Source organism: Aeromicrobium phragmitis, assembly GCF_003674095.1.
GTDB lineage: Bacteria > Actinomycetota > Actinomycetes > Propionibacteriales > Nocardioidaceae > Aeromicrobium > Aeromicrobium phragmitis.
Genome location: NZ_RDBF01000001.1, coordinates 281,251 through 306,723, shown reverse-complemented (window position 1 = coordinate 306,723; position 25,473 = coordinate 281,251). Strand labels below are relative to the sequence as shown.

The 25,473-nt window shown below is 69.4% G+C and carries 31 protein-coding genes; 11 read left to right on the top strand and 20 right to left on the bottom strand.

Annotated features, from left to right (window positions below):
- Positions 1–91 precede the first annotated feature (91 nt).
- Positions 92–1,285 (top strand): arginine deiminase, encoded by a 1,194-nt coding sequence (locus tag D9V41_RS01470; RefSeq protein ID WP_121792747.1) that lies wholly within the window; start codon positions 92–94, stop codon positions 1,283–1,285.
- Here the strand turns inward: D9V41_RS01470 and D9V41_RS01465 are convergent.
- Together D9V41_RS01465 and D9V41_RS01460 are read right to left on the bottom strand one after the other, a co-directional pair.
- Entirely contained in the window at positions 1,272–2,108 is an 837-nt protein-coding gene (locus tag D9V41_RS01465; RefSeq protein WP_243697117.1) for a DUF5926 family protein, read from the bottom strand. The two genes, D9V41_RS01470 and D9V41_RS01465, sit on opposite strands and share 14 nt — an antisense overlap.
- Before the next feature lie 67 nt (positions 2,109–2,175).
- A complete protein-coding gene (locus D9V41_RS01460; protein ID WP_166375855.1) occupies positions 2,176–2,598 on the bottom strand; it encodes an ATP-binding protein in 423 nt (140 codons plus the stop codon).
- 129 nt (positions 2,599–2,727) lie between these two features.
- On the opposite strand from D9V41_RS01460, the gene D9V41_RS01455 reads away from it, so the two are divergent.
- Positions 2,728–3,048 carry a rhodanese-like domain-containing protein gene (locus tag D9V41_RS01455; protein WP_121792744.1) on the top strand — a complete coding sequence of 107 codons (321 nt, stop codon included), beginning with the start codon at positions 2,728–2,730 and terminating at the stop codon, positions 3,046–3,048.
- A gap of 1 nt (position 3,049) precedes the next feature.
- On the opposite strand, the gene D9V41_RS18565 is transcribed toward D9V41_RS01455, so the two are convergent.
- The 4 genes from D9V41_RS18565 to D9V41_RS01435 form a co-directional block, all read right to left on the bottom strand.
- Complete coding sequence (locus D9V41_RS18565; protein ID WP_279432327.1) at positions 3,050–4,156, bottom strand: CPBP family intramembrane glutamic endopeptidase; 1,107 nt, start codon at positions 4,154–4,156, stop codon at positions 3,050–3,052.
- Positions 4,157–4,249: 93 nt separating this feature from the next.
- The gene (locus D9V41_RS01445) at positions 4,250–4,528 is read right to left on the bottom strand and encodes an HU family DNA-binding protein (RefSeq protein WP_121792742.1); all 279 of its coding nucleotides are present in this window, start codon (positions 4,526–4,528) and stop codon (positions 4,250–4,252) included.
- Positions 4,529–4,617: 89 nt separating this feature from the next.
- A complete protein-coding gene (aat, locus tag D9V41_RS01440) occupies positions 4,618–5,301 on the bottom strand; it encodes a leucyl/phenylalanyl-tRNA--protein transferase (protein WP_121792741.1) in 684 nt (227 codons plus the stop codon).
- Positions 5,298–6,278 (bottom strand): phosphotransferase, encoded by a 981-nt coding sequence (locus D9V41_RS01435; RefSeq protein WP_166375854.1) that lies wholly within the window; start codon positions 6,276–6,278, stop codon positions 5,298–5,300. Before D9V41_RS01435 ends, aat begins: the two co-directional genes overlap by 4 nt.
- Positions 6,279–6,355: 77 nt before the next feature.
- Between D9V41_RS01435 and D9V41_RS01430 the strand changes: the two genes are divergently transcribed.
- The gene (locus D9V41_RS01430) at positions 6,356–7,030 is read left to right on the top strand and encodes an EcsC family protein (RefSeq protein WP_121792740.1); all 675 of its coding nucleotides are present in this window, start codon (positions 6,356–6,358) and stop codon (positions 7,028–7,030) included.
- Between the two features lie 83 nt (positions 7,031–7,113).
- On the opposite strand, the gene D9V41_RS01425 is transcribed toward D9V41_RS01430, so the two are convergent.
- Genes D9V41_RS01425 through D9V41_RS01405 form a run of 5 tightly spaced genes read right to left on the bottom strand, consistent with a single transcriptional unit; the run spans position 7,114 to position 12,415 of the window.
- Positions 7,114–8,055, bottom strand: a complete 942-nt coding sequence (locus D9V41_RS01425; RefSeq protein WP_121792739.1) for a hydroxymethylglutaryl-CoA lyase — start codon at positions 8,053–8,055, stop codon at positions 7,114–7,116.
- 15 nt (positions 8,056–8,070) lie between these two features.
- Positions 8,071–8,541, bottom strand: a complete 471-nt coding sequence (locus tag D9V41_RS01420; RefSeq protein ID WP_121792738.1) for a VOC family protein — start codon at positions 8,539–8,541, stop codon at positions 8,071–8,073.
- A 9-nt stretch (positions 8,542–8,550) separates the two neighbouring features.
- Positions 8,551–9,006 (bottom strand): helix-turn-helix transcriptional regulator, encoded by a 456-nt coding sequence (locus D9V41_RS01415; RefSeq protein WP_243697116.1) that lies wholly within the window; start codon positions 9,004–9,006, stop codon positions 8,551–8,553.
- Positions 9,003–10,862, bottom strand: a complete 1,860-nt coding sequence (locus D9V41_RS01410; RefSeq protein ID WP_121792737.1) for an acetyl/propionyl/methylcrotonyl-CoA carboxylase subunit alpha — start codon at positions 10,860–10,862, stop codon at positions 9,003–9,005. The genes D9V41_RS01415 and D9V41_RS01410 overlap by 4 nt, the downstream gene beginning before the upstream one ends.
- Positions 10,859–12,415 carry a carboxyl transferase domain-containing protein gene (locus D9V41_RS01405; protein WP_121792736.1) on the bottom strand — a complete coding sequence of 519 codons (1,557 nt, stop codon included), beginning with the start codon at positions 12,413–12,415 and terminating at the stop codon, positions 10,859–10,861. The genes D9V41_RS01410 and D9V41_RS01405 overlap by 4 nt, the downstream gene beginning before the upstream one ends.
- Before the next feature lie 46 nt (positions 12,416–12,461).
- On the opposite strand from D9V41_RS01405, the gene D9V41_RS01400 reads away from it, so the two are divergent.
- Positions 12,462–13,010: a TetR/AcrR family transcriptional regulator gene (locus D9V41_RS01400; RefSeq protein WP_121792735.1), complete on the top strand. Its 549-nt coding sequence runs from the start codon at positions 12,462–12,464 to the stop codon at positions 13,008–13,010.
- Positions 13,011–13,104: 94 nt separating this feature from the next.
- Here D9V41_RS01400 and D9V41_RS01395 read toward each other — a convergent pair whose 3' ends face one another.
- Complete coding sequence (locus D9V41_RS01395; protein WP_121792734.1) at positions 13,105–14,613, bottom strand: MFS transporter; 1,509 nt, start codon at positions 14,611–14,613, stop codon at positions 13,105–13,107.
- Between the two features lie 84 nt (positions 14,614–14,697).
- Here D9V41_RS01395 and D9V41_RS01390 point away from each other — a divergent pair, with 84 nt between their 5' ends.
- Positions 14,698–15,222 (top strand): TetR/AcrR family transcriptional regulator, encoded by a 525-nt coding sequence (locus D9V41_RS01390; RefSeq protein WP_121793015.1) that lies wholly within the window; start codon positions 14,698–14,700, stop codon positions 15,220–15,222.
- A gap of 1 nt (position 15,223) precedes the next feature.
- Here the strand turns inward: D9V41_RS01390 and D9V41_RS01385 are convergent, their stop codons facing one another.
- The 5 genes from D9V41_RS01385 to D9V41_RS01365 are packed head-to-tail and all read right to left on the bottom strand — an operon-like array spanning position 15,224 to position 19,228.
- Positions 15,224–15,976 carry a polyprenol monophosphomannose synthase gene (locus D9V41_RS01385; protein WP_121792733.1) on the bottom strand — a complete coding sequence of 251 codons (753 nt, stop codon included), beginning with the start codon at positions 15,974–15,976 and terminating at the stop codon, positions 15,224–15,226.
- A 46-nt stretch (positions 15,977–16,022) separates the two neighbouring features.
- On the bottom strand, positions 16,023–16,604 hold the full coding sequence (locus D9V41_RS01380) for an IMPACT family protein (RefSeq protein WP_243697135.1): 582 nt from the start codon (positions 16,602–16,604) through the stop codon (positions 16,023–16,025).
- A gap of 56 nt (positions 16,605–16,660) precedes the next feature.
- Positions 16,661–17,419 (bottom strand): class I SAM-dependent methyltransferase, encoded by a 759-nt coding sequence (locus tag D9V41_RS01375; protein WP_166375853.1) that lies wholly within the window; start codon positions 17,417–17,419, stop codon positions 16,661–16,663.
- 38 nt (positions 17,420–17,457) lie between these two features.
- Positions 17,458–18,261 (bottom strand): crotonase/enoyl-CoA hydratase family protein, encoded by an 804-nt coding sequence (locus D9V41_RS01370; protein ID WP_121792730.1) that lies wholly within the window; start codon positions 18,259–18,261, stop codon positions 17,458–17,460.
- 13 nt (positions 18,262–18,274) lie between these two features.
- Entirely contained in the window at positions 18,275–19,228 is a 954-nt protein-coding gene (locus D9V41_RS01365) for a MerR family transcriptional regulator (RefSeq protein ID WP_121792729.1), read from the bottom strand.
- A gap of 143 nt (positions 19,229–19,371) precedes the next feature.
- On the opposite strand from D9V41_RS01365, the gene D9V41_RS01360 reads away from it, so the two are divergent.
- Genes D9V41_RS01360 through D9V41_RS01345 form a run of 4 tightly spaced genes read left to right on the top strand, consistent with a single transcriptional unit; the run spans position 19,372 to position 20,824 of the window.
- Positions 19,372–19,656, top strand: coding sequence for a WhiB family transcriptional regulator (locus D9V41_RS01360; RefSeq protein WP_121792728.1), 285 nt, complete (start codon positions 19,372–19,374; stop codon positions 19,654–19,656).
- Between the two features lie 14 nt (positions 19,657–19,670).
- Positions 19,671–20,225, top strand: coding sequence for a type 1 glutamine amidotransferase domain-containing protein (locus D9V41_RS01355; RefSeq protein WP_121792727.1), 555 nt, complete (start codon positions 19,671–19,673; stop codon positions 20,223–20,225).
- Positions 20,222–20,533, top strand: a complete 312-nt coding sequence (locus D9V41_RS01350; RefSeq protein ID WP_121792726.1) for a DUF4235 domain-containing protein — start codon at positions 20,222–20,224, stop codon at positions 20,531–20,533. The genes D9V41_RS01355 and D9V41_RS01350 overlap by 4 nt, the downstream gene beginning before the upstream one ends.
- A gap of 27 nt (positions 20,534–20,560) precedes the next feature.
- Entirely contained in the window at positions 20,561–20,824 is a 264-nt protein-coding gene (locus D9V41_RS01345; protein WP_121792725.1) for a GlsB/YeaQ/YmgE family stress response membrane protein, read from the top strand.
- A 112-nt stretch (positions 20,825–20,936) separates the two neighbouring features.
- Here the strand turns inward: D9V41_RS01345 and D9V41_RS01340 are convergent, their stop codons facing one another.
- Together D9V41_RS01340 and D9V41_RS01335 are read right to left on the bottom strand one after the other, a co-directional pair.
- Positions 20,937–21,389: a GNAT family N-acetyltransferase gene (locus D9V41_RS01340; RefSeq protein WP_121792724.1), complete on the bottom strand. Its 453-nt coding sequence runs from the start codon at positions 21,387–21,389 to the stop codon at positions 20,937–20,939.
- A gap of 38 nt (positions 21,390–21,427) precedes the next feature.
- Complete coding sequence (locus tag D9V41_RS01335; protein WP_133434069.1) at positions 21,428–22,048, bottom strand: TetR/AcrR family transcriptional regulator; 621 nt, start codon at positions 22,046–22,048, stop codon at positions 21,428–21,430.
- Positions 22,049–22,139: 91 nt separating this feature from the next.
- Here D9V41_RS01335 and D9V41_RS01330 point away from each other — a divergent pair, with 91 nt between their 5' ends.
- Both D9V41_RS01330 and D9V41_RS01325 read left to right on the top strand, forming a co-directional pair.
- Complete coding sequence (locus tag D9V41_RS01330) at positions 22,140–22,856, top strand: DUF981 domain-containing protein (protein ID WP_121792722.1); 717 nt, start codon at positions 22,140–22,142, stop codon at positions 22,854–22,856.
- Positions 22,857–22,944: 88 nt separating this feature from the next.
- Positions 22,945–24,204, top strand: a complete 1,260-nt coding sequence (locus D9V41_RS01325) for an APC family permease (protein ID WP_243697114.1) — start codon at positions 22,945–22,947, stop codon at positions 24,202–24,204.
- On the opposite strand, the gene D9V41_RS01320 is transcribed toward D9V41_RS01325, so the two are convergent.
- Positions 24,165–25,304 carry an FUSC family protein gene (locus D9V41_RS01320; RefSeq protein ID WP_133434068.1) on the bottom strand — a complete coding sequence of 380 codons (1,140 nt, stop codon included), beginning with the start codon at positions 25,302–25,304 and terminating at the stop codon, positions 24,165–24,167. The two genes, D9V41_RS01325 and D9V41_RS01320, sit on opposite strands and share 40 nt — an antisense overlap.
- Positions 25,305–25,473: the final 169 nt, after the last annotated feature.

Genomic DNA, 25,473 nt, shown 5'->3' with positions numbered 1-25,473 from the left:
CCAAGCGTACGGCCCGACCGCCTGCGGCGAAGCATGAGCGCGGTGAGTCCGGCCACCTTTACTCGTCCCGGTCCACGGGTACATTGCGGACATGACGCCGCGGGGAGCTGACAGCGAGACCGGACGACTCGAGGCGGTGATCGTTCACCGGCCGGGGGCGGAGCTGGGCCGGCTCACGCCACGCAACAACGATCAGCTGCTGTTCGACGCCATCCCGTGGGTCGCGCGGGCGCAGGAGGAGCACGACGCGTTCACCGACGCCCTCCGCCGTCACGACGTCGAGGTGCTCTACCTGCTCGATCTGCTCACCGAGACGCTGGCGAGCGACGACGCGCGCACGTCCGTCGTCGAGGAGACCACCGAGAACCTGCGGCTGGGCGTGGGACTGCGCGCGTATCTGCGCGACGCATTGGGCGACCTCGAACCCGAGCGGCTGGCCACCGTCCTCACCGCCGGCGTGCGCAACGACGAGGTGAGCGGCGTGGCCAGCATCGTCACCAGCCTGCTCGCCCACGAGGACTTCCTGATCGATCCCCTGCCCAACCTGCTCTTCACCCGTGACTCGTCGGTCTGGCTCCCGGGGCACGTGGCGGTCACCAGCCTGGCGATGCCCGCGCGCGTGCGCGAGACGCGGCTGACCGGCCTGATCTACACGCATCACCCGCGTTTCGCCGGCGCGCCTCGCCTCCACGGCCCCCACCTGGAGCACCTGGAGGGCGGCGACGTTCTCCTCCTCGGTCCGGGCGTCATGGCCGTCGGCGTCGGCGAACGCACCACCCCTGCCGGTTGCGAGCGTTTCGCCGACCAGGTACTTCGCAACGGACTCGCGCACACCGTGCTGGCGGTCCCGATCGCTCAAGACCGCGCCACCATGCACCTGGACACGATCCTGACGATGCTCGACGTCGACACCGTCGTCGTCTACCCCCACGCGGCCGAGGGACTGCGCGCCTACGCCATCACGACCGGCGGCGACGACTTGCACGTGGCGCCACCCCGGTCGTTCTTCGACGTCGCGGCCGAAGCACTGGGAATCGAGAAGCTGCACCGGATCGACACCGGACTCGACCCCGTGACGGCGGAGCGGGAGCAGTGGGACGACGGCAACAACACGCTGGCGATCGCCCCGCGCGTCGCCGTCGCCTACGAACGCAACGAGCAGACCAACGCCCGGCTGATCGACCACGGCATCGACGTCATCACGATGCCCGGTTCGGAGTTGGGATCAGGACGCGGCGGACCGCGCTGTATGTCCTGCCCCGTGGAGCGGGTCAGCGAATCGTGAGCTGACGCGTCGAGAGCCCCTGCCGTGCCGAGCGGATCTCGGCGGTGAGGTCGCTGTCGTCGGCGAGCGCCTCGTCCAGGCGGGCGGAGAAGTCCGGCATGAGTTCGTCGACCGCGGCGGCCTTGACGTCGAGCAGCTCCCATACCGGAACGAGCAACCCGTGGGCGCGGAACATCCCGATGAGCTTGGTCTGGTCGCCGATCGCGTCGGCGCCCGCGACGTGCAGGCGCGCCAGCGCCGTGAGCACGGCCGACTCGTCGTGCGGCAGGATCCAGCGCAGATAGGTGCGGTCGCCCATCTGCGTGACGTACGCCGATTCGGCGTTGTCGAGCTTCGTCGTGGGAGCGATGTTCTGGTTGGCGGCCTCGAGCGCGGACAGGATCGCCGGGTCGGCGCCGGTCTCCCAGGTGTCCGGCTCGGAGACGTCGCTCGTGTCGTCGGTGTCGATCCAGTAGAAGAAGCTGTCCTCCACCGTCACGTCGAACGAGGTGTCGGGGGCGAGCAGATCCTGCAAACGCGGGCCGACACCCGGATCGGTCATGGCGATGGGCCGGCCCGGCTCGGCGTCGAGCGCGAGCTCGATGACGTGAGCGATGTCACGGCTGATGTCGCCGTAGTTGTGCTGCACCTGGAGCCCGACGAGGATCTCGCCGTCCTCGCGGACGAGACCGGCTCCCGCTCCCGGCAGCAGCGAGCAGATGCGCACCGGACGGTCACTGTCACGGAGCGTCACGACGGCGTGCGCCGCGGGAACGAACTCGCGAAGCGCGATCCAGTCCCCCTCGTGCGGCAGGCCCTCGAAGGTCCTGGCCACGAAGGGCATGCGAGCGTTCTTCGGCTTGACGCGACGTGACTTCCTACCCATGGGGCGTCACTTTACAAGCGTCGGGTCAGGCGAGCGGAAAATCGGCGTCCTCGCGCGACCCGAGCGGAAGCTCGGCGCTCACGCGGGTGCCCTGCGACATGTCGACCCACCAGCGATCGGCGACCCGGTTGATGATCGATAACCCGCGGCCGCTCAGGGAATCCTCGTCGAAGTCGATCGGTTTGAGCGTCGCGCCGGTACCGGCGTCCAGGACACTGAGCTCGAGCAGATCACCCGCGATCGACCAGGTGATCTCCATCTGGCCGGTCGCGTCAGGGCTGCCGTGCGACACGGCATTGGCGATCATTTCGCTGAGCACGATGAGCCCGTTGTCGATGACCTCGGCGTCGACCTCATGACGGGTCAAGAACGCGGCCAGCTTGGTGCGGGCGATGCTCGGCGTAGAGGACTCGAAGGGGAGCCTGATGGACGCCGACGTCTCGATCATGGACACCTCCTGACTCCCATCCTTGCCCATGGAATAGACGCGCTCAACCTGAGGGGGCCCCAGTGGGCCACCGACTAGGAAACACCCTCATCCTTCAAAAGGCAACTACCGGGGCGGCACAATGGGGACATGAACGACTTCGGCGTGCCCTCCGTGTCCGTCACCGACCTGCCCGATCCGCTGCCTGAAAAAGTCGTCGTTCTCGACGTGCGCGAGCCGGACGAATGGGCTGCCGGGCACTTCGAGGGAGCCGTGCACATTCCGCTCGGCATGCTGCCGCAGCGCGTCGGCGAACTCGACCCGCAGGCCGAGACGGTGGTGATGTGCCACGTCGGCGGGCGCTCCGCCCGGGCCACGGCCTGGCTGGCGTCCCAGGGCCACCACGTCGTCAATCTCCAGGGCGGCATCGAGGCCTGGGAAGCAGCCGGGCGACCGATCGTCCAGGACTGACTCAGCGCCATCCGTCGGTCAGCTCGCCCGGGTACTCCGGGGCGTTCGGCGGCACGTGGACGCGCGGGCGGGGCGGAGCGGCCCAGGGCTGCTGCGGGGGAAACCCCGCCGGCGGCGGCAGGTGGCCGGGCGGCATCCAGGCCGGCGGTGGGACAGGGCGAAAGGCCGGCGGGGGAACCGGTTGGGCGGGCCGTAAGGGCTGCGGCGCGCGGGTCGTGACGAGTCCGACCCGCTCGGCCTGCCAGGTCACGACGAACACGAGGACCACCATCGACACCGCGGTCGGCAGGACGTCCAGTGCTCCGACCGCCTCCCCGCCGGTCGGGTCGATGAGACCGACGACGCCCAGCAGGAACAACAGCACGTTGTTGACGACGTGAGCCGCGATCGCCGCCTCGAGGCCCCCGGTGCGGATGGTCAGCCACGCCGCGGCCAGTCCGAACAGCGCGACGTCGACCAGCCCCCAGAACTGGTAGAGGTGGCCGGCGGCGAAGACCAGGGTCGTGGCGATGATGGGCAGCACGGGAGAGCGCACCCAGGATCCCACCAACTGGAGCCCCGCACCCCGGAAGACGTACTCCTCAGCGGCCGATTGCAGCGGTGTGAGCAGCAGGACAAGCGCGATCATCAGGGCCGAGCGCGCGGTGAACGGCGTCCACTCGACCCCGCCGGAATCGGCCACCCCTGCCGCGACGGCGATGGCGATCGCGGCGCCGATGACCAGCAGGCTGAGGCCCGCGCACCGCATCATCCATCCCCATCGCAGGCGACCTTCGACGGAGAGCAGATAACGCGCGTGCTCGCGCCAGAGGATCCGCACCGGCAGCCAGGCGCTCGGTGCCATGACGATGACCGAGACCATGAGGAAGGCGAACAGCCCCGGGTCGCCGAGGTCGATGCCGGCCAGGCGTTCCATCACGGCGTCGACCGCGTCCAGCGAGCCGGAGTCGAGGGCGACGCCGAGGATGAGCACCATCGCGAGCGCCACCGAGACGATGCCGTACGTCACGGCGGCCAGCACCGCAGCCACCGGCAGGCGCCAGTGCTCGAACGTCGTGGACTCGCGCGCGAGCCGGTGGAACCGCGTCCGCGGCCGTTCACTCGTCATCGTCACGGCCACTCCTGGGGTGCTGTCGTCGGGCGGGAGAACGGCCACGCCCCCGACCGGAAGTCCGGACGGGGGCGTGGCCAGTGAAGCGTCTTACTTGGCCGCGGCCTTGAGGCGCGAGCCGGCGCTCACCTTGACACCGAAGCCGGCGGGGATGTCGATCGTCTCGCCGGTGGCGGGGTTGCGGCCGGTGCGGGCGGCACGCTCGACGCGCTCCACCGAGAGGATGCCCGGGATCGAGACCTTCTCACCCTTGGACACGGAGTCGAGCACGACGTCGCTGAACGCCGAGAGCAACTTGTCGGCATCGGTCTTGGTCACGCCGGCCTTCTCAGCGAGGGCGGCGACGAGGTCGTTGCGGGAGAGAGCCACGAAAACTCCTTGAGATGATTGATGTTGGCGTCCGCCAGTCTATGAATACTCCGCGGAATTCCAACCTCCACCCGCCCGTGTCGCCAGGATTATCCGGTGGTAGAGGACGGCCACGTCCACGCCGGGGCGTCGACCAGGTCGACGATCCGCCTCCGGTACTCGGCCCGCGACATGGTGCTGACGCCGAGGCTCGCCAAGTGCGGCGTCTGCCACTGCGTATCGATCAGGTAGTCGGTTTCTGCCTGCGATTGCAGGAAATCGACGAGGCCGGCGAGGGCCGCCTTCGATGCATCGGTGGCCCGGTGGAACATCGATTCGCCCGCGAAGAGCCGGCCGATGGCGAGGCCGTACAGCCCGCCGACGAGCGCACCGTCGTCGTCCCAGACCTCGACCGAGTGCGCCCAGCCCCATGCATGCAACTGCTCGTACGCCGCACGGATCCGGCCGTCGATCCAGCCGCCGGGGCGCCGCGGATCGGCACATCCGTCGATGACCGCGACGAAATCCTCGTCGATCGTCAACCGGAAGCGACGCATCGAGCGGCGCAACGATCGCGAGACGTGCAGATCTCCCGGGCGGAGGACGCCCCGCTCGACCGGCGACCACCACAGCAACTCGCCGCCGTGGGGCATGGGGAACAGCCCGTTGCGGTAGGCCTCGACGATCGTCGCCGGCTCGAGGTCGGCTCCCGCCGCGACGCAGTCGTCGTCCTCGGGCCAGGGCGCCGATCCGAAGTCCCACTGCGACGGAGGAAGGGGGACCGGAGGGCTCATGGCCGCATCATCTCGCGCAGGTGCGCGAGCGGCGCGTCGCCCCACTGTCGCCATTCGTCGTCGGTCGCCGATTGGAGGCACCGCCACCAGGTGAAGGCGCGGTTGACCGCGTGGGTGAAGTGCGAGGCGTTCCAAGCGATCCCGAACGTCGTGTGGTCGAGGTCCCAGGCGGCGAGGTAGTCGGCGACGAGAGAGCTCCACGAAGGGCCGTCCGGGTCACCGCTCACGATCGCGTGCGGAACCGCGAGGACCTCCACCGCCGCGGCCCATTGCGCATCGCCGAAGTCGAAGAGCCGGGTCGCACCGCCGGCGCGGTAGGCGTTCTTGAGGTGGAGGTCGCCGTGCTGGAACGTCGTGGGGAAGTCCGACTCCGCCATGGCGGCGCACGCGTCCACCAGCTCGGCACGACGGGCGCGGAAACGGTCGGCTTCGGACGGCTCGAGATGGGACGGCAGATCCGGCGGCAGGGCGGCCAGCGCGTCGAGCAGCTGGTCGAAGCGCTCCGGGATGGTCGAGGGCGAACAGTCGGGCATCCCGGTCGCCAGCAAGGCGTCCCGATGCTCCACGAGTGCCCGCTGCGCCCGCGCCGTCACGCGAACCACCTCGCGCAAGTCGTCACCAGCAGCAGCGGCATCGTCGGCGAGCAACGGTCCGTGATCGGCGGTGAGCATCCAGCCACGCGCCGTATCGACCGCGAGCGGGGATGCGACGAGGTCCGGAAGCAGGCGGGCCAGCAACCGCTGCAGCCCCGGCTCGAACCGCATCGGCTCACCGGCTGCCTTGAACCAGACGGTGCCGTGGTCGGTGGGCACCACGAGCTGCGTGGACCAGGGGCGGATGCGCGGCTGTGTGAGGGGACCGCGCACCCGGTACCCGAGCCGCCCGACCGTGTCTTCGATCCACTCGGTGGCCTCCTGCCGCCACACCTCGGACGCGACGAGCTCGGAGTAGGCCGGGGTCGCGTGCGGCACGGACATGGGTGGCTCCTTCGGTTCGCGCCCATCCTGACGCAGTTCCGCGCGCTTCGGTAGGTTCCGCTGCCTATGCTGAGCACATGGGTCTGGGCAGCAGCGTGGCCGTCGGTGCCGGGTCGAAGCTCGTCCCCAAGGTCGCATCCGGCTACGTCCGTAACATGCTCGACAAGGCCATCGACGGCATCGGGCCGCTCAAACCGGTCGTGGAGACCGCAGGCGCCAAGCTCGCCAGTCACGGTGGTGACGTGGAGAAGGCCGTGGCGGCACTGGTGCGGTCGCACACGAGTCTCGCCGGCGTTCAGGGGTTCGTCACGAACCTCGGCGGGCTGTCGGTCGCTGCGGCGACCCTTCCGGCCAACGTCGTCGGCGTCACCCTCGTCCAATGCCATCTGGTGGCGAGCATCGCCTATCTCCGCGGCTACGACATCGAGGACCCGCGGGTGCGCAACGCCATCCTCACGGTGATGCTCGGCGAGGACGTCGTCACCGACATGATCCGCCACCATCGCCTCCCGTCCTCACCGATGGCGATGGCCACCTCACCCGTCCACGATCCGAGCCTCGACGACCGCATCGCGCGGGAGGTGACGAGCGAGCTGGTCGGACGGACCATCGGTCGCCGCGCAGTCATGCTGGTCGGTCGTCGCGTTCCCCTGCTCGGCGGTGCCGTGGGCGCCGGCGCCGACGGCGTCGCTACCTGGCAGGTCGGGCGCTACGCCCAATCCGAACTGCGCGACCGCCGCCTGCGCTCCTGACTCAGCCCGTCGGGCGGTGAGCTGTCCCGCACGTCGCGGGCCACCATGCGTGGTCAGTCACCGCTCGCACACGACGTGCGCGCTCACTCACCGCTCTGACCGAGGGCGCGGACGACCGCCGAGGGGCTCGTCCGGCCCAGCTGCGCGGCCATCCAGACGCTCGTGCTGACCAGCGCGTCCAGGTCCACGCCGTGCTCGATGCCGAGGCCCTCGAGCATCCACACCAGGTCCTCGGTCGCGAGGTTGCCGGTGGCGCTCTTGGCGTACGGACATCCGCCGAGCCCGCCCGCCGAGGCGTCGAAGGTCGTGATGCCGCGTCGCAGCGCCGCGTGCGCGTTGGCGAGCGCCTGCCCGTACGTGTCGTGGAAGTGCATGGCGAGCCGCTCGACGCCGACCCCCGACGCGGTGAAGGCGTCGACCAGCGCGCCGACGTGTCCGGCGGTGCCGACGCCGATCGTGTCCCCGAGGGAGAGCTGTGAGACGCCGAGGTCGAGCAGTCGCGTCCCGACCCGGACCACCTGCTCGGGGGCGACGGACCCTTCCCACGGGTCACCGAAGCACATCGAGACGTACCCCCGCACCTCCATTCCGGCGTCGATCGCGCGGCCGATGGTGGGCTCGAACATGGCGAACTGGCTCTCCAGTCCGCTGTTGAGGTTCTTCGCCGCGAACGTCTCCGTAGCGCTCGCGAACACCGCCATGTGCCGGCAGCCGGCGTCGATGGCACGGTCCAGACCCCGCTCGTTCGGGACCAGGACCGGCAGCGGCGTGGGACCGTCGAGGTCGAGCCGCGTCACCAGCTCGGCCGCGTCGGCGAGCTGGGGCACCCACCGCGGATGCACGAAACTGGTCGCCTCCACGATCGGTAGCCCAGCGGCCACCAGCCGCGAGACGAATTCCGCCTTCACGTCCAGAGGCACGATGGCCGACTCGTTCTGGAGCCCGTCGCGCGGACCGACCTCGTAGATCGTCACCCGCTCGGGCAAGCCGTCCTCGCGCACCCTCATGGGCAACGAGTCGGTCATCGGCGCCTCCTGTCGTCAGCGGGCCTCGGGAACCTCCGTGGCGTACCGCTCGAGTACGTCGGGGGTGAACTCGCCCAACTGTTCGGCGGGCTGGGTGATCCGCAGGTGGTTCCCGAACGGGTCGCGGATGCCGCAGTCGATCCCGTAGGGCTGCTCCGTCGGCTCGTCGGTGATCTCCACGCCCTTGGCGGCGAGATCCGCGGCGGTGGCCCGGCAGTCGTCGGTGGTGAGGATGAAGCCGAGGCCCATCGCGCCCTTGCTGAGCAGCTCGCGGATCTGCTGGGCACTCTGCTCCGAGGTGCCCGGTCCTTCGGGGAGTTCGAGCAGGATGTGCCGGTCGTCGCCGGGGACGCACACGGTGAGCCAGCGCATGACGCCGAGATCGACGTCGGCGCTGACCTCCATGCGGAGCTTGCCGACGTAGAAGTCGAGCGCCTCGTCGTAGTCGAGGACGTACATGCCGTGGTGAGTGATCGAGGTGAACATGGCAGCACGCTAGTCGCCCTCCTCGACGGCTCGCTTCTCCGAAATTGCTCGATCCACGGGTCGCGCCACCCGCATGACGTAGCAGGTCGGCACTGCACGCGCCGGCTCTCCCAGCGCGGAGGACCGGAACTGCGATGGGCTCACGCCGATGATGTCGCGGAACGTCCGGCTGAATGTGCCGAGGCTCGAGAACCCGACCGTCATGGCCGCGTCGGTGACCGAGTGCCCGTCGCGCAGGAGCGCCATCGCCCGCTCGATGCGGCGCCGCTGCAGATAGCGGTGCGGTGTCTCACCGAAGGCGGCTCGGAACGTGCGGATGAAGTGGGCCTCCGACACGTGCGCGATCGCCGCGAGGGCCGCGATGTCGAGGGGCTCGGCGAAGGCGCGGTCCATCGCGTCTCGCGCACGCAGGAGTCGCCGGTTCGCGGCGTGCTGGTGCCGGGCGCTGGAGGACGCGGTGGTCACGAGTCCGAGTCTGCCTCGTCGGAGGGCTCGACGTGAATGAGCAGTTGACCGATCGCCACCTGCTGCCCCGGCTCGACGGCAACGTGCGTGACGACGCCGTCGTGCGGCGCCGCGAGGGTGAGCTCCATCTTCATCGCCTCGACGGTGCCGAGCCGCTGGCCTTCCACGACCCGGTCGCCCTCGCTCACCTCGACGGTCACGACGGCGCCGGGCATGGGCGCGGTGACCTCCGCCGCCCCGGCGAGCGCGGCGTGCGCGCGTCGCACGCCGTCCGGGGCGTGGAACTCCCAGGAATGCCCCTCGACCGCGGCCAGGACGCGCGGTCCGATCCGGACGCCGACGACGTCGGCGGTGTCAGCGGCGGGGCTGACCGGCCGGACTTTTCCGCTGGGTCCAGCGACGGGCACGAGCAACGGCCTGCCTCCTGCCGCCGACCGCCAACCGTCGAGCCGTCCGAACGGGGAGCCGTCGTCCATCGGGGCGAGGAGTGCGGCGGCGAACTCCCAGCCGGCGTCGGGAACCTGCGGTGCACTCAGGACCTCGGCGGATGCCGCCGGATCGTCGAGCCACCCGGTGTGAACGTGCTCGCCGCGGAACGGCTCGGAGTCGACGAGGCGACGCACGAACCCGGTGTTGGTGGTCAACCCGAGCACCGCGGTCTCGTCCAGCGCGTCGACGAGGGCGTCGATCGCGTCGCTGCGATCGGCGCCGGACACGATGATCTTGGCCAGCATCGGGTCGTAGGCGGTGCCGACGGTGCCGGGGCCGTCGATCGCGGCCTCCACCCGCGCCTCCCATGCGGGCCACGCCAGGTGCTCGATGCGCCCGGCCTGCGGCAGGAAGCCGGCGTACGGATCCTCGGCGTAGATGCGCGCCTCGATGGCGTGGCCCTGGCAGGAGATGTCGTCCTGGCGCAGCGGCAGCGACTCCCCCGCGGCGACCGCGAGCTGCCACTGCACGAGGTCGACCCCCGTGACCTCCTCGGTCACCGGGTGCTCGACCTGCAAGCGGGTGTTCATCTCCAGGAAGTAGGCGTCCTGACCCGCGACAAGGAACTCCACGGTGCCGGCGCCCACGTATCCGACCTCGCGGCAGAGGGCCACGGAGGCGTCGAGAATCGCCTGACGGACGGCCGGATCGAGTCCGGGCGCGGGTGCCTCCTCGACGACCTTCTGGTGCCGGCGTTGCGCGGAGCAGTCGCGCTCGTACAGGTGGACGACGTTGCCGTGCGTGTCGCCGAAGACCTGCACCTCCACATGCCGCCCGGCCTCCACGTACCGCTCGACCAGGAGGGTGTCGTCACCGAACGCCGCAGCGGCCTCGCGGCGTGCGGTCGCGAGCGCGTCGCCGAGCTGCTCGGGCGACCGCACGATGTGCATCCCCTTGCCGCCGCCGCCGGCCGCGGCCTTGACCAGGACGGGATAGGCGTCGGCGGGGATCGCGTCAGGATCCTGGCGCGGCGTCACCGGCACGCCGGCGCGCTCGGCGATCTCGCGAGCCCGGTCCTTGCGGCCCATCGCCTCGATGACGTCGGCGCTCGGACCGATGAAGATGAGCCCTGCATCGGTGACCGCCCGGGCGAAGGCGGCCCGCTCGGACAGAAAGCCGTAGCCGGGGTGGATCGCCTCGGCGCCGGACGCGCGCGCCGCCGCCAGGATCGCGGGGATGGAGAGGTAGGACTCGGCGGCCGGAGTAGGACCGAGCCGTACGGCGTGATCGGCCTCATGGACGAACGGCGCCTCGGCGTCCGCGTCGGAGTAGACGGCGATGCTGCGCAGGCCGGCTTCGCGGCAGGCGCGGATGATGCGGCGGGCGATCTCGCCGCGGTTGGCGACCAGGACGCTCGAGAAACTCATAGCCGGAACACTCCGAACTGGGGAGTCGGTGGGATGGGGGCGTTGACGGCCGCCTGCAGTCCGAGGCCGAGGACGCGGCGGGTGTCGGCGGGGTCGATGATCCCGTCGTCCCACAACCGCGCGGTGGAGTAGTAGGCCGAGCCTTGCTCCTCGTACTGGGCGCGGATCGGCGCGCGGAAGGCTTCCTCCTCCTCGGCGCTCCAGGTGCCGCCCTTGGCCTCGATGCCGTCGCGGCGCACGGTGGCCAGGACGGACGCGGCCTGGTCGCCGCCCATGACGGAGATCCGGGCATTCGGCCACATCCACAGGAAGCGCGGATCGTAGGCGCGCCCGCACATGCCGTAGTTGCCGGCGCCGTAGGAGCCGCCGATGACGACGGTGAACTTGGGCACGACGCTCGAGGCGACCGCGGTCACGAGCTTGGCCCCGTCCTTCGCGATGCCGCGGTTCTCGTACTCCTTGCCCACCATGAAGCCGGTGATGTTCTGCAGGAACACCAGCGGGATGCCACGCTGGTTCGCCAGCTCGATGAAGTGGGCGCCCTTGACGGCCGACTCGCTGAAGAGGATGCCGTTGTTGGCGAGGATCGCGACGGGGTAGCCCCAGATGTGGGCGAACCCGCACACGAGCGTCTCGCCGTAGAGCGGTTTGAACTCGTGCAGCCGGGAGTCGTCGACGATCCGGCTGATGACCTCGCGCACGTCGTACGGCACGCGCGGGTCGTCCGGAACGACGTCGTAGAGGCCGGCCGGGTCCTCGCGGGGCTCGAGCACCTCGCGTTGCTCGTAGGCCGGAGCGGAAGGCCGCTCGAGGGTGTCGACGATGGACCGGACGATCTGCAACGCGTGCGCGTCGTCCTCGGCGAGGTGGTCGACGACGCCGGACGTGCGCGCGTGCACCTCGCCGCCGCCGAGCTCCTCGGCCGTCACGACCTCGCCGGTGGCGGCCTTCACGAGCGGCGGGCCGCCGAGGAAGATCGTCCCCTGATCGCGGACGATGACGGTCTCGTCGCTCATCGCCGGCACGTAGGCGCCGCCGGCGGTGCACGACCCCATCACCGCGGCGATCTGCGCGATGCCCTGGGCCGACATCTGCGCCTGGTGGTAGAAGATGCGGCCGAAGTGCTCGCGGTCGGGGAAGACCTCGTCCTGCATGGGGAGGAACGCACCACCGGAGTCCACGAGGTAGACGCACGGGAGCCGGTTCTGCAGCGCGATCGTCTGCGCGCGCAGGTGCTTCTTGACGGTGAGGGGGTAGTAGGTGCCGCCCTTGACGGTGGCGTCGTTGGCGACGATCACGCACTCGCGACCGCTGACGCGGCCGATCCCCGTGACGATGCCGGCGCTGGGAACCTCTCCCCCGTACATCTCGTATGCGGCGAGCGGTGCGATCTCGAGGAACGGCGAGCCCGGGTCGAGCAGCTGGTCGACGCGATCGCGCGGGAGGAGCTTCCCGCGGGCGACATGACGCTCCCGGGCCGTCGGGGTGCCCCCCTGGCGCGCGGCCGCGGTGCGCTCACGCAGTTCGGCGACGAGATCGTGGAGGTGGGTCACACCGCGAGGTTAACAGTCATTAACCTCAGTGCGCTAGGCTGCCGCTGTGACGACCCGGCAGGAGCAGATCCTCGACACCGCGGCGACGTTGTTCGCCGAGCGGGGATTCCACGGCGTCACAGTGCACGACATCGGCGAGGCGTGCGGCATCTCGGGGCCGGCGCTCTACAAGCACTTCTCCGGCAAGGCCGACCTGCTGCGCCAGTCGCTCGTGTCGATCAGCGACCGGCTCCTCGACGAGGGAACGCGGCGGCGCGACGCGGCCGACGACGCGAGTTCCGCGCTCGACGCACTGATCGACTGGCACGTCGACTTCGCGCTGTCGCACCCTGCGCTCATCGTCGTGCAGGAGCGCGAGTGGTCCAGCCTCGACGCCGAGGCGCGCGAACGGGTTCGGCGAACGCAGCTCGCCTACATCGACGTCTGGGTGCAGGTCGTGCGCGAGCTGCGCCCCGAGCTCGACCGGGCCACCGCCCGCGCTGCCGTGCAGGCCGCGTTCGGCCTGTTGAACTCCACGCCCCACAGCGCCCGCCTCAGCGCGCCCGCGATGCGCTCGCTCCTCGCCCGGATGGCCCGCTCCGCCCTGCTCGGGTAAATCGGGAACCGCACCCCCTGAGTGTGACGTTTGGCAGGCGAATCGGGCGATTTGACCTGCTAAACGTCACACTCACGGGGTGCTCAGCGCGAGCTCAGAGGTGGCGGAACGCTCGCCAGGAGACGAGCGCGGCACCGAGGGCCACGAGGATCGCGGTACCCGAGGTCAACTGCACGCCGAGGTCGAAGGCCTGCGTCGCGGACTCGGCCAGCTGCTCGCCGAGCGTGTTCGGGTACTTCGCGGCGTACTCCATCGTGCTGCCCAGCGTCTCGAACGCGTGTGCGCGCTCGCCGTAGGCGAGTTCGGCCGGCACCGTCAGCTGGTCGCGGTACGTCGCGGTGAGCACGCTGCCCAGCACGGCGGTTCCGAGCACCGCCCCCACCTCGTAGGCCGTCTCCGAGATCGCCGACGCCGCACCGGCTTTGTGCACCGGGACGCTCGCCAGGATGAGGTCGTTGGTGAGCGTCTCGGCCATGCCGATGCCGATGCCCATGATCGCGAAGGCGATGAGCACGCTCATGACCGTCGGGTGTCCGGTGAACGCGGCGATCGCGTAGCCGAGCGACGAGGCCAGGAAACTGCCGCTCACGAGCACCCGGACCGGGAAGCGCTCGACGAGCCGCACCGCGATGAAACCGAAGGCGACGGTGACGAGCAAACCCGGGAGCAGCACCATCGCGGCGTTCATGGGTGACAGGCCGATGACGAGTTGCAACAGCTGCGACCCGAAGAAGAGGAACCCGGCCAGGCCCATGAGACTCAGCATGTTGGCGACGATGGCCCCGGTGAAGACGCGATTGCCGAACAGGGTGACGTCGAGCATCGGGTTCTCGCGATGGCGCTGACGCCGGACGAACAACCAGCCCGCACCGACCGCCAGCCCCAGCGACGCGAGGACGACGTCGTCGAGGCCGTACTTTGCGCCGTGCTTGATCGCGAAGACCGCAGGGATCATGGCCAGCATCGACAGCAGGATCGACGGCAGATCCAGCGGGCCGGGATTCGGGTCGCGCGACTCGGGCAGCAGTACCAGCGCGAGCGGCACGAACAGCACGATGAGGGGCACGTTGATGAGGAAGACCGAGCCCCACCAGAAGTGCTCGAGCAGCCAGCCGCCGACGATCGGGCCGAGGGCGGCGCCGCCGGAGAACATCGCGGCCCACGTCGCGATGGCGATCCGCCGGTCGCGGGCGTCCACGAAGACGTTACGGATGATCGAGAGCGTCGACGGCATCAGCGTCGCACCGAAGAAGCCGAGCAGGCCGCGCGCGGCGATGAGCATCTCCGCGCTCTCCGCGCGCGCCGCCACCAAGGACGCGACACCGAAACCGACCGCGCCCGCGACGAGCAGTTTGCGGCGGCCGAGGCGATCGCCGATCGAGCCCATGGCGATGAGCAGACCGGCGAGCATGAGGGCGTACAGGTCGACGATCCACAGCAACTGCGTGCCCGTGGGCCGAAGATCCCTGCTGATCTCCGGCAGCGCGAAGCTCAAGACCGTGTTGTCGACCGACACCAGAAGGACGGGGATCATCAGCACCGCGAGCGCCAGCCACTCGCGCCGTCCGGCGCGCAGGCGCCCAGTCGTCTCGATCATGGTCATGCAGGTTACTGTACCGTCCAGACGGTACAGTATTCAAACGTCTTGGAATATGAGGCTGAACACGTGATCGCCTACACTCGGGGCATGCCGCCCGAGGAGCCCTCCACCCGCGACAGACTTCTCGACGCGTTCGAGACCCTCCTGGTCACCGAGGGCAGCCGTGCCGCGACTCTCGACGCCGTCGCCGCCGAGGCCGGCGTTTCGAAGGGCGGCCTTCTCTACCACTTCCACAGCAAGGACGAACTGGTCGAGGGGATGCTCGATCGGATGCGGCTCATGGGCGAACGTGACGCCGTCGCCATGCAGGCCGCCCCCCAAGGACCCGTCGACTACTACCTCGAGACGTCGGTCGACTCCGGCTCGGCGTTCGATCGCGCGCTCATCGCCGCCGCCCGGATCGCCCAGGAGAACGACGAGCGCGCCAGCCACGCACTCGCTGAGTTGCGCGACCAGTGGTTCGCGGTGCTCAGCGACCACCTCGGCGACGAGGCGCTGGCCCGCACGATCCAGCTGATCGGCGACGGCCTCTACTTCGACGACACGTCGGGGTTCACCGATCCGCGCGCGCTCGACCACGTTCGCGACGTGCTGGCGCGGCTCGACCTCTGAGTCAGGCCGGGGCCGGTTCCTGCAGCCGTCGCCCCGTCAGCCGACGCAAGCCCCACCAGGTCACCCGCAGCATGGCCTCGAGGATGATCGACGCGCTCATCTTGGAGACGCCGTGCTCACGCTCGCGGAACGCGATCGGAATCTCGACGATGCGAGCGCCGAGGTCACGCGCGCGCACGGTCATGTCGATCTGGAAGCAGTAGCCCTGTGAGTGGACGCCGGCGAGGTTGAAGCGTCGCAGCAGCTCGGCCGAGAAGGCACGGAAGCCGGCGGTCGCGTCGTGCACCGAGAGGCCGAGCAACACGCGGGCGTAGGCGTTCGCGCCGCGGCTCAGCACCTCGCGATACCGCGGCCAATCGACGACGCTGCCGCCCTTCACCCAGCGCGAGCCGATCGCCAGGTCCGCCTGCCCCTCACGGACGGCATCGATGAGCGGCTGCAGCCGATCGGCGGGGTGCGAGCCGTCGGCGTCCATCTCGACCACGACACCGTAGCCGCGTGACAACCCCCAGCCGAACCCGTCGACGTAGGCCGTTCCCAATCCGAGCTTTCCGGGGCGATCCAGCACATGGACGCGTGGTTCGGCGAGGTCGCGGACCAGTTGCGACGTGCCGTCCGGGCTCGCATCGTCGACGACGAGCACGTCGGCGTCCGAGGCGGTCAGGATGCGCCGCAGCGTGGTGACGATGCTGTCGCGCTCGTTGTAGGTCGGCACGATGACCAGAGCCGACCGGTCACTCGAACTGCTGTCCACGTCGTCATCCTCCCCCGGATCGACGGTCGGCGCCTTGCGATCCTGATCACACGGTCCGGTTCGGGACGTCCCTCCACTGCGAACCCATCGGCTCGATCCGGATGCTACCCGAGCTCCACGCGGCGAGCTGACGGCCGAGTTCCTCCAGGTCCGGGGCGGCCACGGTGAAGGTCACCGCACCTTCGTAACGGACGTCGACGACGTCGGTGGCTTGGCGAAGCCGGTGCTCGAACGCTCCTGCGTCGGCCATCGGCACGGCCACCGCACCGAGGGCGAGTTCCACGCGGCGGCGGACTCCGGCCCGGTCGAGCACCGCCGTCGTCGCGTCGCCGTAGGCCCGGACGAGTCCGCCGGCGCCGAGGAGGATGCCGCCGAACCAGCGGGTGACGACCACGACCACGTCGCTCAGCTCGCGGCCGGTGACGACCTCGAGCATGGGCCGACCGGCGGTGCCGGCAGGTTCCCCGTCGTCGTTGGAGCGCTGCAGGTCACCGCGCGCGCCGATGACGAACGCGGTGCAGTGGTGCCGTGCGTCGTGGTGGGCTGCCCGTACGTCGGCGATGAAGGCACGGGCGTGCTCTTCGGACTCGACCCGGCAGGCCTGGGCGAGGAATCGGGAGCGCTTGATCTCGATCTCGGCCGCGGCGGACTCGCCGACGCCGAGATCGATCGTCCGGTAGCTGTTCAGCGCCGACGCAGTTTGAGGAAGATCGACGGGCCGAAGTCCTTGCGCGCGAGCGGACGCTGAGCAAACTTCTCGAGCGTGGTCATAACGCCGATCGGGAGGTACTTCTTCAGCGTCTGGCTGCGCAGGTTGCTGACCGAGAGCTTGTCGGTGAGCACCAGTTCGGCGGCGGCCAGCTGCGTGAGCACGGTGTCGATGTTGTGGTTGACGAAGGCGATCGCATCGGGCTCGTCCGCCGGCGCGGTGCGGATGCTGACCGGCTCGGTCGGCAGCGGCTGGCCGAGCTTCTTGTACTTGCGGCGGTTCTTGAAGTGTCCGAGGTTGGCGACCTCGATGATCGCGGTGCCGCCGGGACGCAACACCCGCGCGATCTCGGCGAACTCGGCCGACGGCTCGGGGATGTGGTGCATGACGCGCACCATGGTCAGGAGGTCCAGCTCCCCGTCGGCGAACTTCAGGTCGTCGGCCTGCATCTGGACCTGGGCGATGTCGGTGCCCTCCAGCAGCGTCGCCGCGGCGTCGAGCTGGGTGCGGCTGGGCTCGGCGAGGGTGACGTGGTCGGCATACTCGCGCAGCAGCAGGGAGAGCCGGCCGAAGCCGCCGCCGACGTCGGCGGCGCGCTCGAAACGCTGGCCGTCGAGCAGCCGGCGAATCGCGATCTCCTCGGCAGCGTGCTCGTAGTCGCGGTTGTCCCAGTACTTCGTGTAGTCGTAGCCGCGGTCGTACTGATCGGCGACCTTCTTGCCCTTGTCACTCACGCCGCCCACCCTACCGGGCGTCCTCGCGCCGTCCGGCGTCAGCGGAGGGTGCGCGGACCGAACCTCGGTGCGTCCTTCTCCTGGCCCGCCCGGCGCGCTTCACGGGTGTTGGGGGACTTCATCATCGCCCGCTGGAATCGGCGCTCCAACCGGAACGCGCGGCGCGGCGCGCTGTGCCGCGTCTGGTCGAGCAGCCGTTTTGAGGCGGCGACCGAGTCGGGCGAGCGCTCCATCAGGACCTCGGCGAGCTCGAGTGCCGCCTTGCCCGGATCCTCTGCGACCTGCGAGGCGATGCCGTACTCGGCAGCACGCTCGCCGCTGAAGATCTCGCCGGTCATGACGAGGCGCTTGGCGAGGTCGGCGGGCACCAACTCGGCCAGGGCGACGGTGCCGCTCATGTCCGGGACGAGGCCCCATTTGGCTTCCATGACCGACCACTGACAGTCCGGAGTCGTGATCCGGAAGTCCGCGGCGAGCGCGAGTTGGATACCGCCGCCGAAGACGTGACCGCGCGTCACCGCGACGACTGGGACCGGCAGCTCACGCCACGCCCAGAGCGGCCGTTGGAAGCCGTTCGTGCCGCGCACCGGGTGCGGGAGGAAACGCTTGAACACCTCGCGTCGGTTGGTCATGACGCGCCCGAAGTCGAGCCCCGAGCAGAAGGACGGCCCGCGCCCCTCGAGGATGACGGCCCGGACCGAGCGGTCGCGCTCGATGCGGTCGGCCGCCTGCACGAGGCCGTCGAGCATCTCGAAGGTGATGCCGTTGAGCTTGTCGGGTCGATTGAGCCAGACGCGGGCGATCGGGCCCTCGATGTCGAGGTCGACGTGCGGTGCGGTCATGCCGACACCCTAGTCAGGGTGCGAGGGCTCGCGACAGCACCATCTCGACGGCTTCGCGGATGCCGCTCGCGGGAGAAGCCTCCCGCGGCCAGCCCGGCCCGCCGAGTACCACGAGCGTGTCCTCCTCGGCCTTCTCCAACACCTCCAGCATGGGATCGCGCGGCGGCCGCTGAAGGGAGGCCCACAAGAAGAGCACCTGGGGTCGCATCGTCTCCAGCAAACTCCGCAGGGCCGCTGCGGGGAGTCTCGGCCCGAGTTCGAGCGCGGCGAGACCATGCTCGCTGAGCGCAGCCTCGAGTGCCATCACCGGCAGAGCGTGCTGGTCCTCCTCCGCGCTGGCCAGCACGACCGTCGCGGGGCGAGCGAGGTCGGGCAGCGACTGCCGCCGCGCGTGCGCACGCAGCGCCGAGGACAGCACCGAGCTGGCCAGGTGCTCGCCCTCAACACCGAGATGGCCTTCCGCCCACTGCTCACCGATCGCGACGAAGGCGGGAACGAAGACGTGTTCCCAGGCTTCGACGGTGCTGAGGTCTCGCAGTGCGGTGGTGGCGATGCGAGTGAGCTCGCGGCCGTCGAACCGATGCGCCGCCTCGACGAACTCGTTCACGGTCGCGTTGTGGTGATGCGGCGATTGAGCCGGCTCGCCGGTCAAGTCGGTGGGCGAGTTGTCGCCGGCGAGCTGCTTGGCGACTTGAGCGGCCTCCTGCGCGGCGACCCCGCGGGCCAGCAGCCGGCGCATGAGGTCGACCCGGTCGATGTCCAGTGACGAGTACCGACGGTGGCCTCCGCTGGTGCGGAGGGTGGGCCCCAGACCGTAGCGACGATCCCAGGTGCGCAAGGTTGATGCGGAAGTTTGGAGACGTTCTGCAACAGTTCCAACACTCCATGTGACCTCGCCCGAACGGCGCCATGGCGCGTCATTCTGGGCGGAATCCGAGGAAGCCACAGGTCCGTTCTCCGCCTTCATCTCGTCACGATCCGTTGCGAACTTGTTCACGGACTTGCCCTTGTGAACAAGTTTTGAGTAAGTTTATCGTCATTGCATCGTACTCGGGGTTGAACAGCCAGCCGCGACGTCGGATCAGAACTTTCTCGTGGAAGGCCTGCAGCATGGTGAACATCAAGCGACTCCCGTCCCCGATCCTCGAGTCCTACGAGTGGCAGTGGGACGGTGCCTGCATGGGCGTTGACTCCTCCGTGTTCTTCTCGCCGGAGGCTGAGCGTGGCGCCAAGCGCCAGCGCCGTGAAGAGGCCGCCAAGGCCTTGTGCGCGACCTGCCCGGTGATCGAACAGTGCCGTGAGCACGCCCTGCGGGTGCAGGAGCCCTACGGAGTGTGGGGCGGCCTGACCGAATCCGAACGCGCGAAGCTCCTCGAGCAGCGCGTGGCCAGCTGAACTGGGGGGATCTGATGAGTCTCGAGGGCAAGAACATCGTCGTCATGACGTCGCAGACCGGCGTCGAGAAGGTCGAACTGACCTCGCCGTGCGACGCGATCATCGCCGCCGGCGGCACGCCGGTCCACGCGGCACCGCAGCGCGATGAGGTGCAGTCCATGGTCGGCGACGTCGACAAGGACCAGGTCTTCACGCCTGACATGACCATCGAGGATATCGAGGTCGATCAGTTCGACGCCCTCGTGATCCCCGGCGGAACCGTCAACGGCGACACCCTGCGTCTCAACGACCAGGCGCTCGATGTCGTCCGGAACTTCGCGTCGGCCGGCAAGCCGATCGCGGCGATCTGCCACGGACCGTGGGCGCTGGTCGAATCGGGCGTGGCCAAGGGCGCCACGCTCACCTCCTACCCGAGCCTGCGGACCGACATCACCAACGCCGGGGGCACCTGGGTGGACGAGCAGGTCAGTCACGACACCTCCCAGGGGTTCGATCTCATCACGTCACGCAATCCCGATGACCTCGAGGCGTTCAACGCGAAACTTGTTCAGGTGGTGGGTTCTCGATGACCCCCGCCTCCCGCACCGCGGCCAAGAGTTCGAGCAAGTCCGCGAAGATCCTCTATCAGCCGGTCGGGTTGATCAGTTCGATCCTCGCGGGCCTGGTGGCGAGCGCCGTCTTCAAGCAGGTCTGGAAGCGGGTGAGCCCCAACACCGAAGGCGACCCGCCCACCGCGCTGCAGTCGGAGTTCCCGTTCAAGGAGATCCTCCTCGCCGCTGTCATTCAGGGCGCGATCTTCTCGGCCGTGCGAGCGATCGTGCAGCGCCAAGGCGCCCGCGCCTTCGCCAGGGCCACCGGTGAGTGGCCTGGAAAGTAACCGATACCTCCAACAGAAAGGCACCCTATGTGGAGTCTGCTCGTCTTCCTCGTCGTCGGCTTGATCGCCGGCTTCATCGCTCGCGCTGTCGTCCCCGGTGACGACAGCATGGGCATCATCGGCACGCTCATCCTGGGCGTGGTCGGCTCGTTCGTCGGCGGTGCACTCGGATCACTGCTGAGTGGCGAGGGGTTCGATATCACCAATGCGGCCGGCATCATCGGCTCGGTCATCGGCGCCATCCTCGTACTGATCGCCTACAACGCGATCACGGGACGCAAGCGCGCCTGACCCACGATCGTCGAAGGGCCGTCCGAATACGCTTCGGACGGCCCTTCGTCATGGGTGCGCTCCGGTACCGAGGTAATCGCCACGACCACCATGCTCGTCGCGAGGCGGCCGCTCAGTGCGGAGCGGGCGCCATGTCGTAGGTGACCCACGAAGTGGCCGTGGCAACCTTGTCGTACACGCTGCGTGCGGCCGCGTTATCCGCTGACGTGATCCACCGGACCACCTTCGCTCCTTCGCCGGCCGCGATGGCGGCCGCTTCGCGCAGCAGGGCCGTCGCGACGCCCGCACCGCGGGCTTCCGGTGCCGTGAACAGATCATCGAGGTACAAGCCCAGCGCGGCGGTGGACGGCCGAGCGAACCGACGGAGATTGGCGAGTCCGACAACGGTGCCGTCGATGGTGGCGACCAGGCCGACGAACCCGTGCTGCGCCGTCGACACCCATTCCCACGTGGTCTGCACCGCTTGCGGGTCGTTGTCGAGCTGGTAGAAGGCGCGATAACCCGCGTAGAGCCTCGACCACTCGGTTTCGTCCGCTGCGGCGACGCCCCTGATCTGTACGGTCACGCGATCAGCCTAGCGACGCCGGAGCGGAAGTCCCGGCCTCAGCGCCGATCGTGATCCAGGAAACGACCGACGACGCCGGACGCGAACTCCAGCACGCGTTCCTCCCCGGAGCCTGCGGCATTGAGCAGGGCCGCGTCGATGAGATAGGCGATCAGGTCGACGTCGTCCACGTGGTCGAACCCGGACCGATCGAGGACGACACGCAGCGCCGCCAGCAGCCGCGGCCGCGCGTCTCGCATGATCGGCGCCAGCGCGGGGTCGCGAAGCGCCGACAGCATGGGATCGAGGCGCGCGGTCACCACGCGCTCGTCCACGTGCGGTGCGAAGAACGTCTCGATCAGTTCCCGAGCCGTGTCGTCCGGTGAACGCCGCCGCGACGGCAGCGCCTCGGCACGACTCATCGCCGAACGTCCCCGCAGATCCTCTGCCGCTCGCACCGCCGTGGCTACGAGGCTCGAGCGGGTGGGGAAGTAATAGGAGGCGGAGCCCTGGGGCACGCCGGCCGCGTCGGCGACCCGGCGGTGCGTGATCGCCGCGAAGCCTTCGTCGATCAACAGGAGCGCGGCCGCCTCGACCATGCGCCGTTGCTTGTCCGCGCCGCGGCCCTGGACCATGGCTCGTTCGCCGTACTGCCCCTCACGGCTGGGCTCGTCCCGCACCTCGACATGGTACCCGGGAATAACTCATCCGCTCGTATGGTTTCTCTGAAGGCGTCGGAAATCCGGTGCTGTAACGAAGGAGCTGATCACCATGAGCGCCCTGGCACACGAAGGCCTCGTCATCGACTGGGCCCAGATGCCCACGTACAACACGATCATGTCGGTCGCCGTCGGCGCCGGCCTGATCCTTCTGGTCTGGCTGGGTCGCGAACTCATCCGCAGCCCGCACGACGTGGTTCCCGAAGGCTGGGCCCTGGCGTTCGGCGTCCTCGGCTTCATCCTCACCACCACGGGTCTGCACATGACCCTGACATGGCCGCTCGCCGCCGGTGGTTTCGCGTTCGACAACATCATCTTCGGTGAGACCTCGCTCGCGTTCGGCGTGCTGCTCCTCGCCGCGGCGCTGTACGTGTGGTTCCGCGGCAGGACCGTGCTCACCGCCGAGGGCGGTCTCGAGCACCTGCGGCAGGTGGCGCGGCCGGTCTCGGTCTTCGTGCTCGGCATGGGCCTCGGCCTCATCGGCATCGCCGTCGCGGGCGTCAAGTACCAGCTGTTCGCGGCGCCGCCGGAGGAGCCGATCTCCGGAGCCTTCGCCGAGTGGCCGCTCGTCGAGGCGATCTTCATGTCGAGCCTCATCGCGCTCGTCGGCATCGGCGCCGTCCTGTTCCCCTTCGCGCTGCGCGGGATCCGATCCGGCTTGTGGAAGATCATCGGCTGGGCGTGGGGGATCACCGGCGTGGCGTTCCTGCTCTTCGGGGCGATGAACTTCTTCACCCACATCGGCCTCATCGTCAACACGATGGGCTGATCCTGGGGAGGGTGAACGCCTCATGAACGTTCGCCCCCGCCCGTCCTCGCTCGTGCCTCACCACGCCCGGCTCCACTAGCCTCGGGACGTGGTGAGGCACGATGCGCACGAGAACCGACCACTCGCCCGTCGGCTCGGCACCGGGCAGGCGGTCGTGCTGGGCCTTGCCGCCATGTTCGGGGCCGGGGTGTTCACCGTGTTCGCCCCGGCGGCAGAAGCCGCCGGCAGTTGGCTGCTGCTCGGGCTGGTCATCGCCGCGGTGGTCGCGATCGCCAACGCGACGTCCTCTGCCCAGCTCGCCGCCGAGTACCCCGAGTCCGGCGGCACATATCTCTACGGTCGTGAGCGACTGGGGGAGTGGTGGGGTTTCCTCGCCGGCTGGTCGTTCGTCATCGGCAAGACGGCCAGCTGCGCGGCGATGGCACTGACCGTCGCGCATTACACGGCCCCCGAGTCCTATCGCACCGCGGTCGCGGTCGTGGCCGTGCTGGCGATGACGGCCGCGAACTACTGCGGCGTCACTCGTACGGCGGCGGTCGCGCGGGTGGGTGTGGCGATCGTCCTGGTCGCGCTGGCCACGCTCACCGTGGCGGCGTTCTCGTCTCCGTCCGCCGCCGACGCGGGCACCACAGCCTTCGACCCCTACGGCGTCCTGCAGGCGGCCGGGCTGATGTTCTTCGCCTTCGCCGGGTACGCCCGCCTCGCCACGATGGGGGAGGAGGTCAGGGATCCGTCTCGCACCATCCCCCGTGCCATCGGTATCTCGCTCACCGTCGCCCTCGCCACGTACGGGGTCGTGGCGCTCGCGGCGCTCCACGTGCTCGGACCGGCGGGCCTCGCGGCCGCCGACTCACCCCTCGCCGACGTCGCGGCGGCGTCGCGGTGGAACGAGATCGCGCCCCTCGTCCGCTTCGGTGCCCTGGCCGGAGCACTCGGCGCCTTGCTGGCGCTGATGGCGGGGATCGGCCGCACGAGTCTGGCCATGGCGCGGCGCGGTGACCTTCCGCGGTGGGTCGCTGCCGTACATCCGCGTTATCGGGTGCCGCACCGTGCGGAACTCGCGCTCGCGGGCGTCGTGATCGCCGTCGTCCTGGTCGCCGACGTGCGCGGGGCGATCGGCTTCTCGTCGTTCGGTGTGCTCCTCTATTACGCGGTGGCGAACGCTGCCGCCTTCACCCAACAGCATGCGCATCGGCGGTACCCGCGAGCGCTGCAGGTGATCGGCCTCGTCGGTTGCGTGACACTCGTCGCGACCCTGCCCGTCGCCTCGATCGGCGTGGGCGTCGTCGTGCTGGCGGTCGGGGTGGCCTATCGCCTCTTGAACGGGCGGCGCCGCGCCTCGCGATGACCAGGCGACGTCAGCGGTGGCACGACCGTGGTCGTGGGCTCCGGCTCGATGACACCGAGGCACCGCCGCAGCGAGAGCACCAGAGCGGCGCCGGGTATCCACGTGGAGTCATCCCGGTACTGCCGGATCGTCCTCTCGAGTTCGTCGACGCGTGATTCGAGGTCCTGCCGATCGTCCTTGTCGATGTCCTCGTCAGCGCCGACCGCGCGGACCACCGTGGCGAGCCGCTGCAGGACTTCGGCGATCGATCGTGAAAGGTCGCTACCGCGCTCCAACCACGGCTGCGACGAGGACTGCACCTCCGCGAGCGTGAAGACAACGTTCTCCACGACCGCCCCGACTCGCACCACGGTGTCAGCCTGCACCCGGTACCGCTCGACTTTGCGTTGATAGTGCCGGGCACGCAGGTTGCCGATGGTCGACTCGTCCAGCGCGTCGATCGTGGTGCGCAGTCGTTGGAGGTCGGGAATGATCTCGCGCGCGATCGTTTCGTCCTGTTCGTTCTCTCCGGCCTCGGCGCATAGCGCAGCACCCGCGGAGTCCAACTGGTCGGCGACCTCGGCACTCGTCGTCGCCAACCGCCGCTGGGCGAGCGTCAGTGGCATCGGCGGCAGCACCATGGTGAGCGCGACGCCGATGAGGGCTCCCGTACTGACCTGGGCGACCATGCCGACGACGAAGTCGGTCGGATCGACCCGACCGAGAACGTAGGTGAACAACGCCCCGGTCATCACCCATGACCGCTCGGCACCGAGCACATCCCAGGCCGAGGCGAGCACGGCGACGAACACGATGGTTGCGACGCCGAGCGGCCCCGGCAGGGGAACGAATTCGAACCCGAAGCCGAGCGCGGCACCGAGGAGCAATGCACCGAACAACTGGACGCTGCGACGGATCGAGTTGGCCAGCGTAGGGTTGATCGCCAGTACGGCGCCGAGTGGTGCGTAGTAGGCGTAATCACCGATCGGCGACGGGATGGCGTTGCCGAGCACCCAGGCCAATCCAGCGGCAGCGGCCGAGAGCACCGCAATGTGCAGGCGGGACCCCAGCAACGGGTCGGTGCTCGGCTCATGACGCAGCCGAAGTCGGACGCGAGGCATGCCTTCAGCATGGCCGAGATCGACCCGGACTGCCCGGGACGTGAGACCGGCCACAGCTCGGATGATCGCCCTGGAGACGATAAGGTGATCGACCGTGGCGTCCGGCCGGATCTGCAGCCACCAATGCCTCGTCGCGCGCTGCCTGCAGATCCGATGCCGGTGCCGCCGC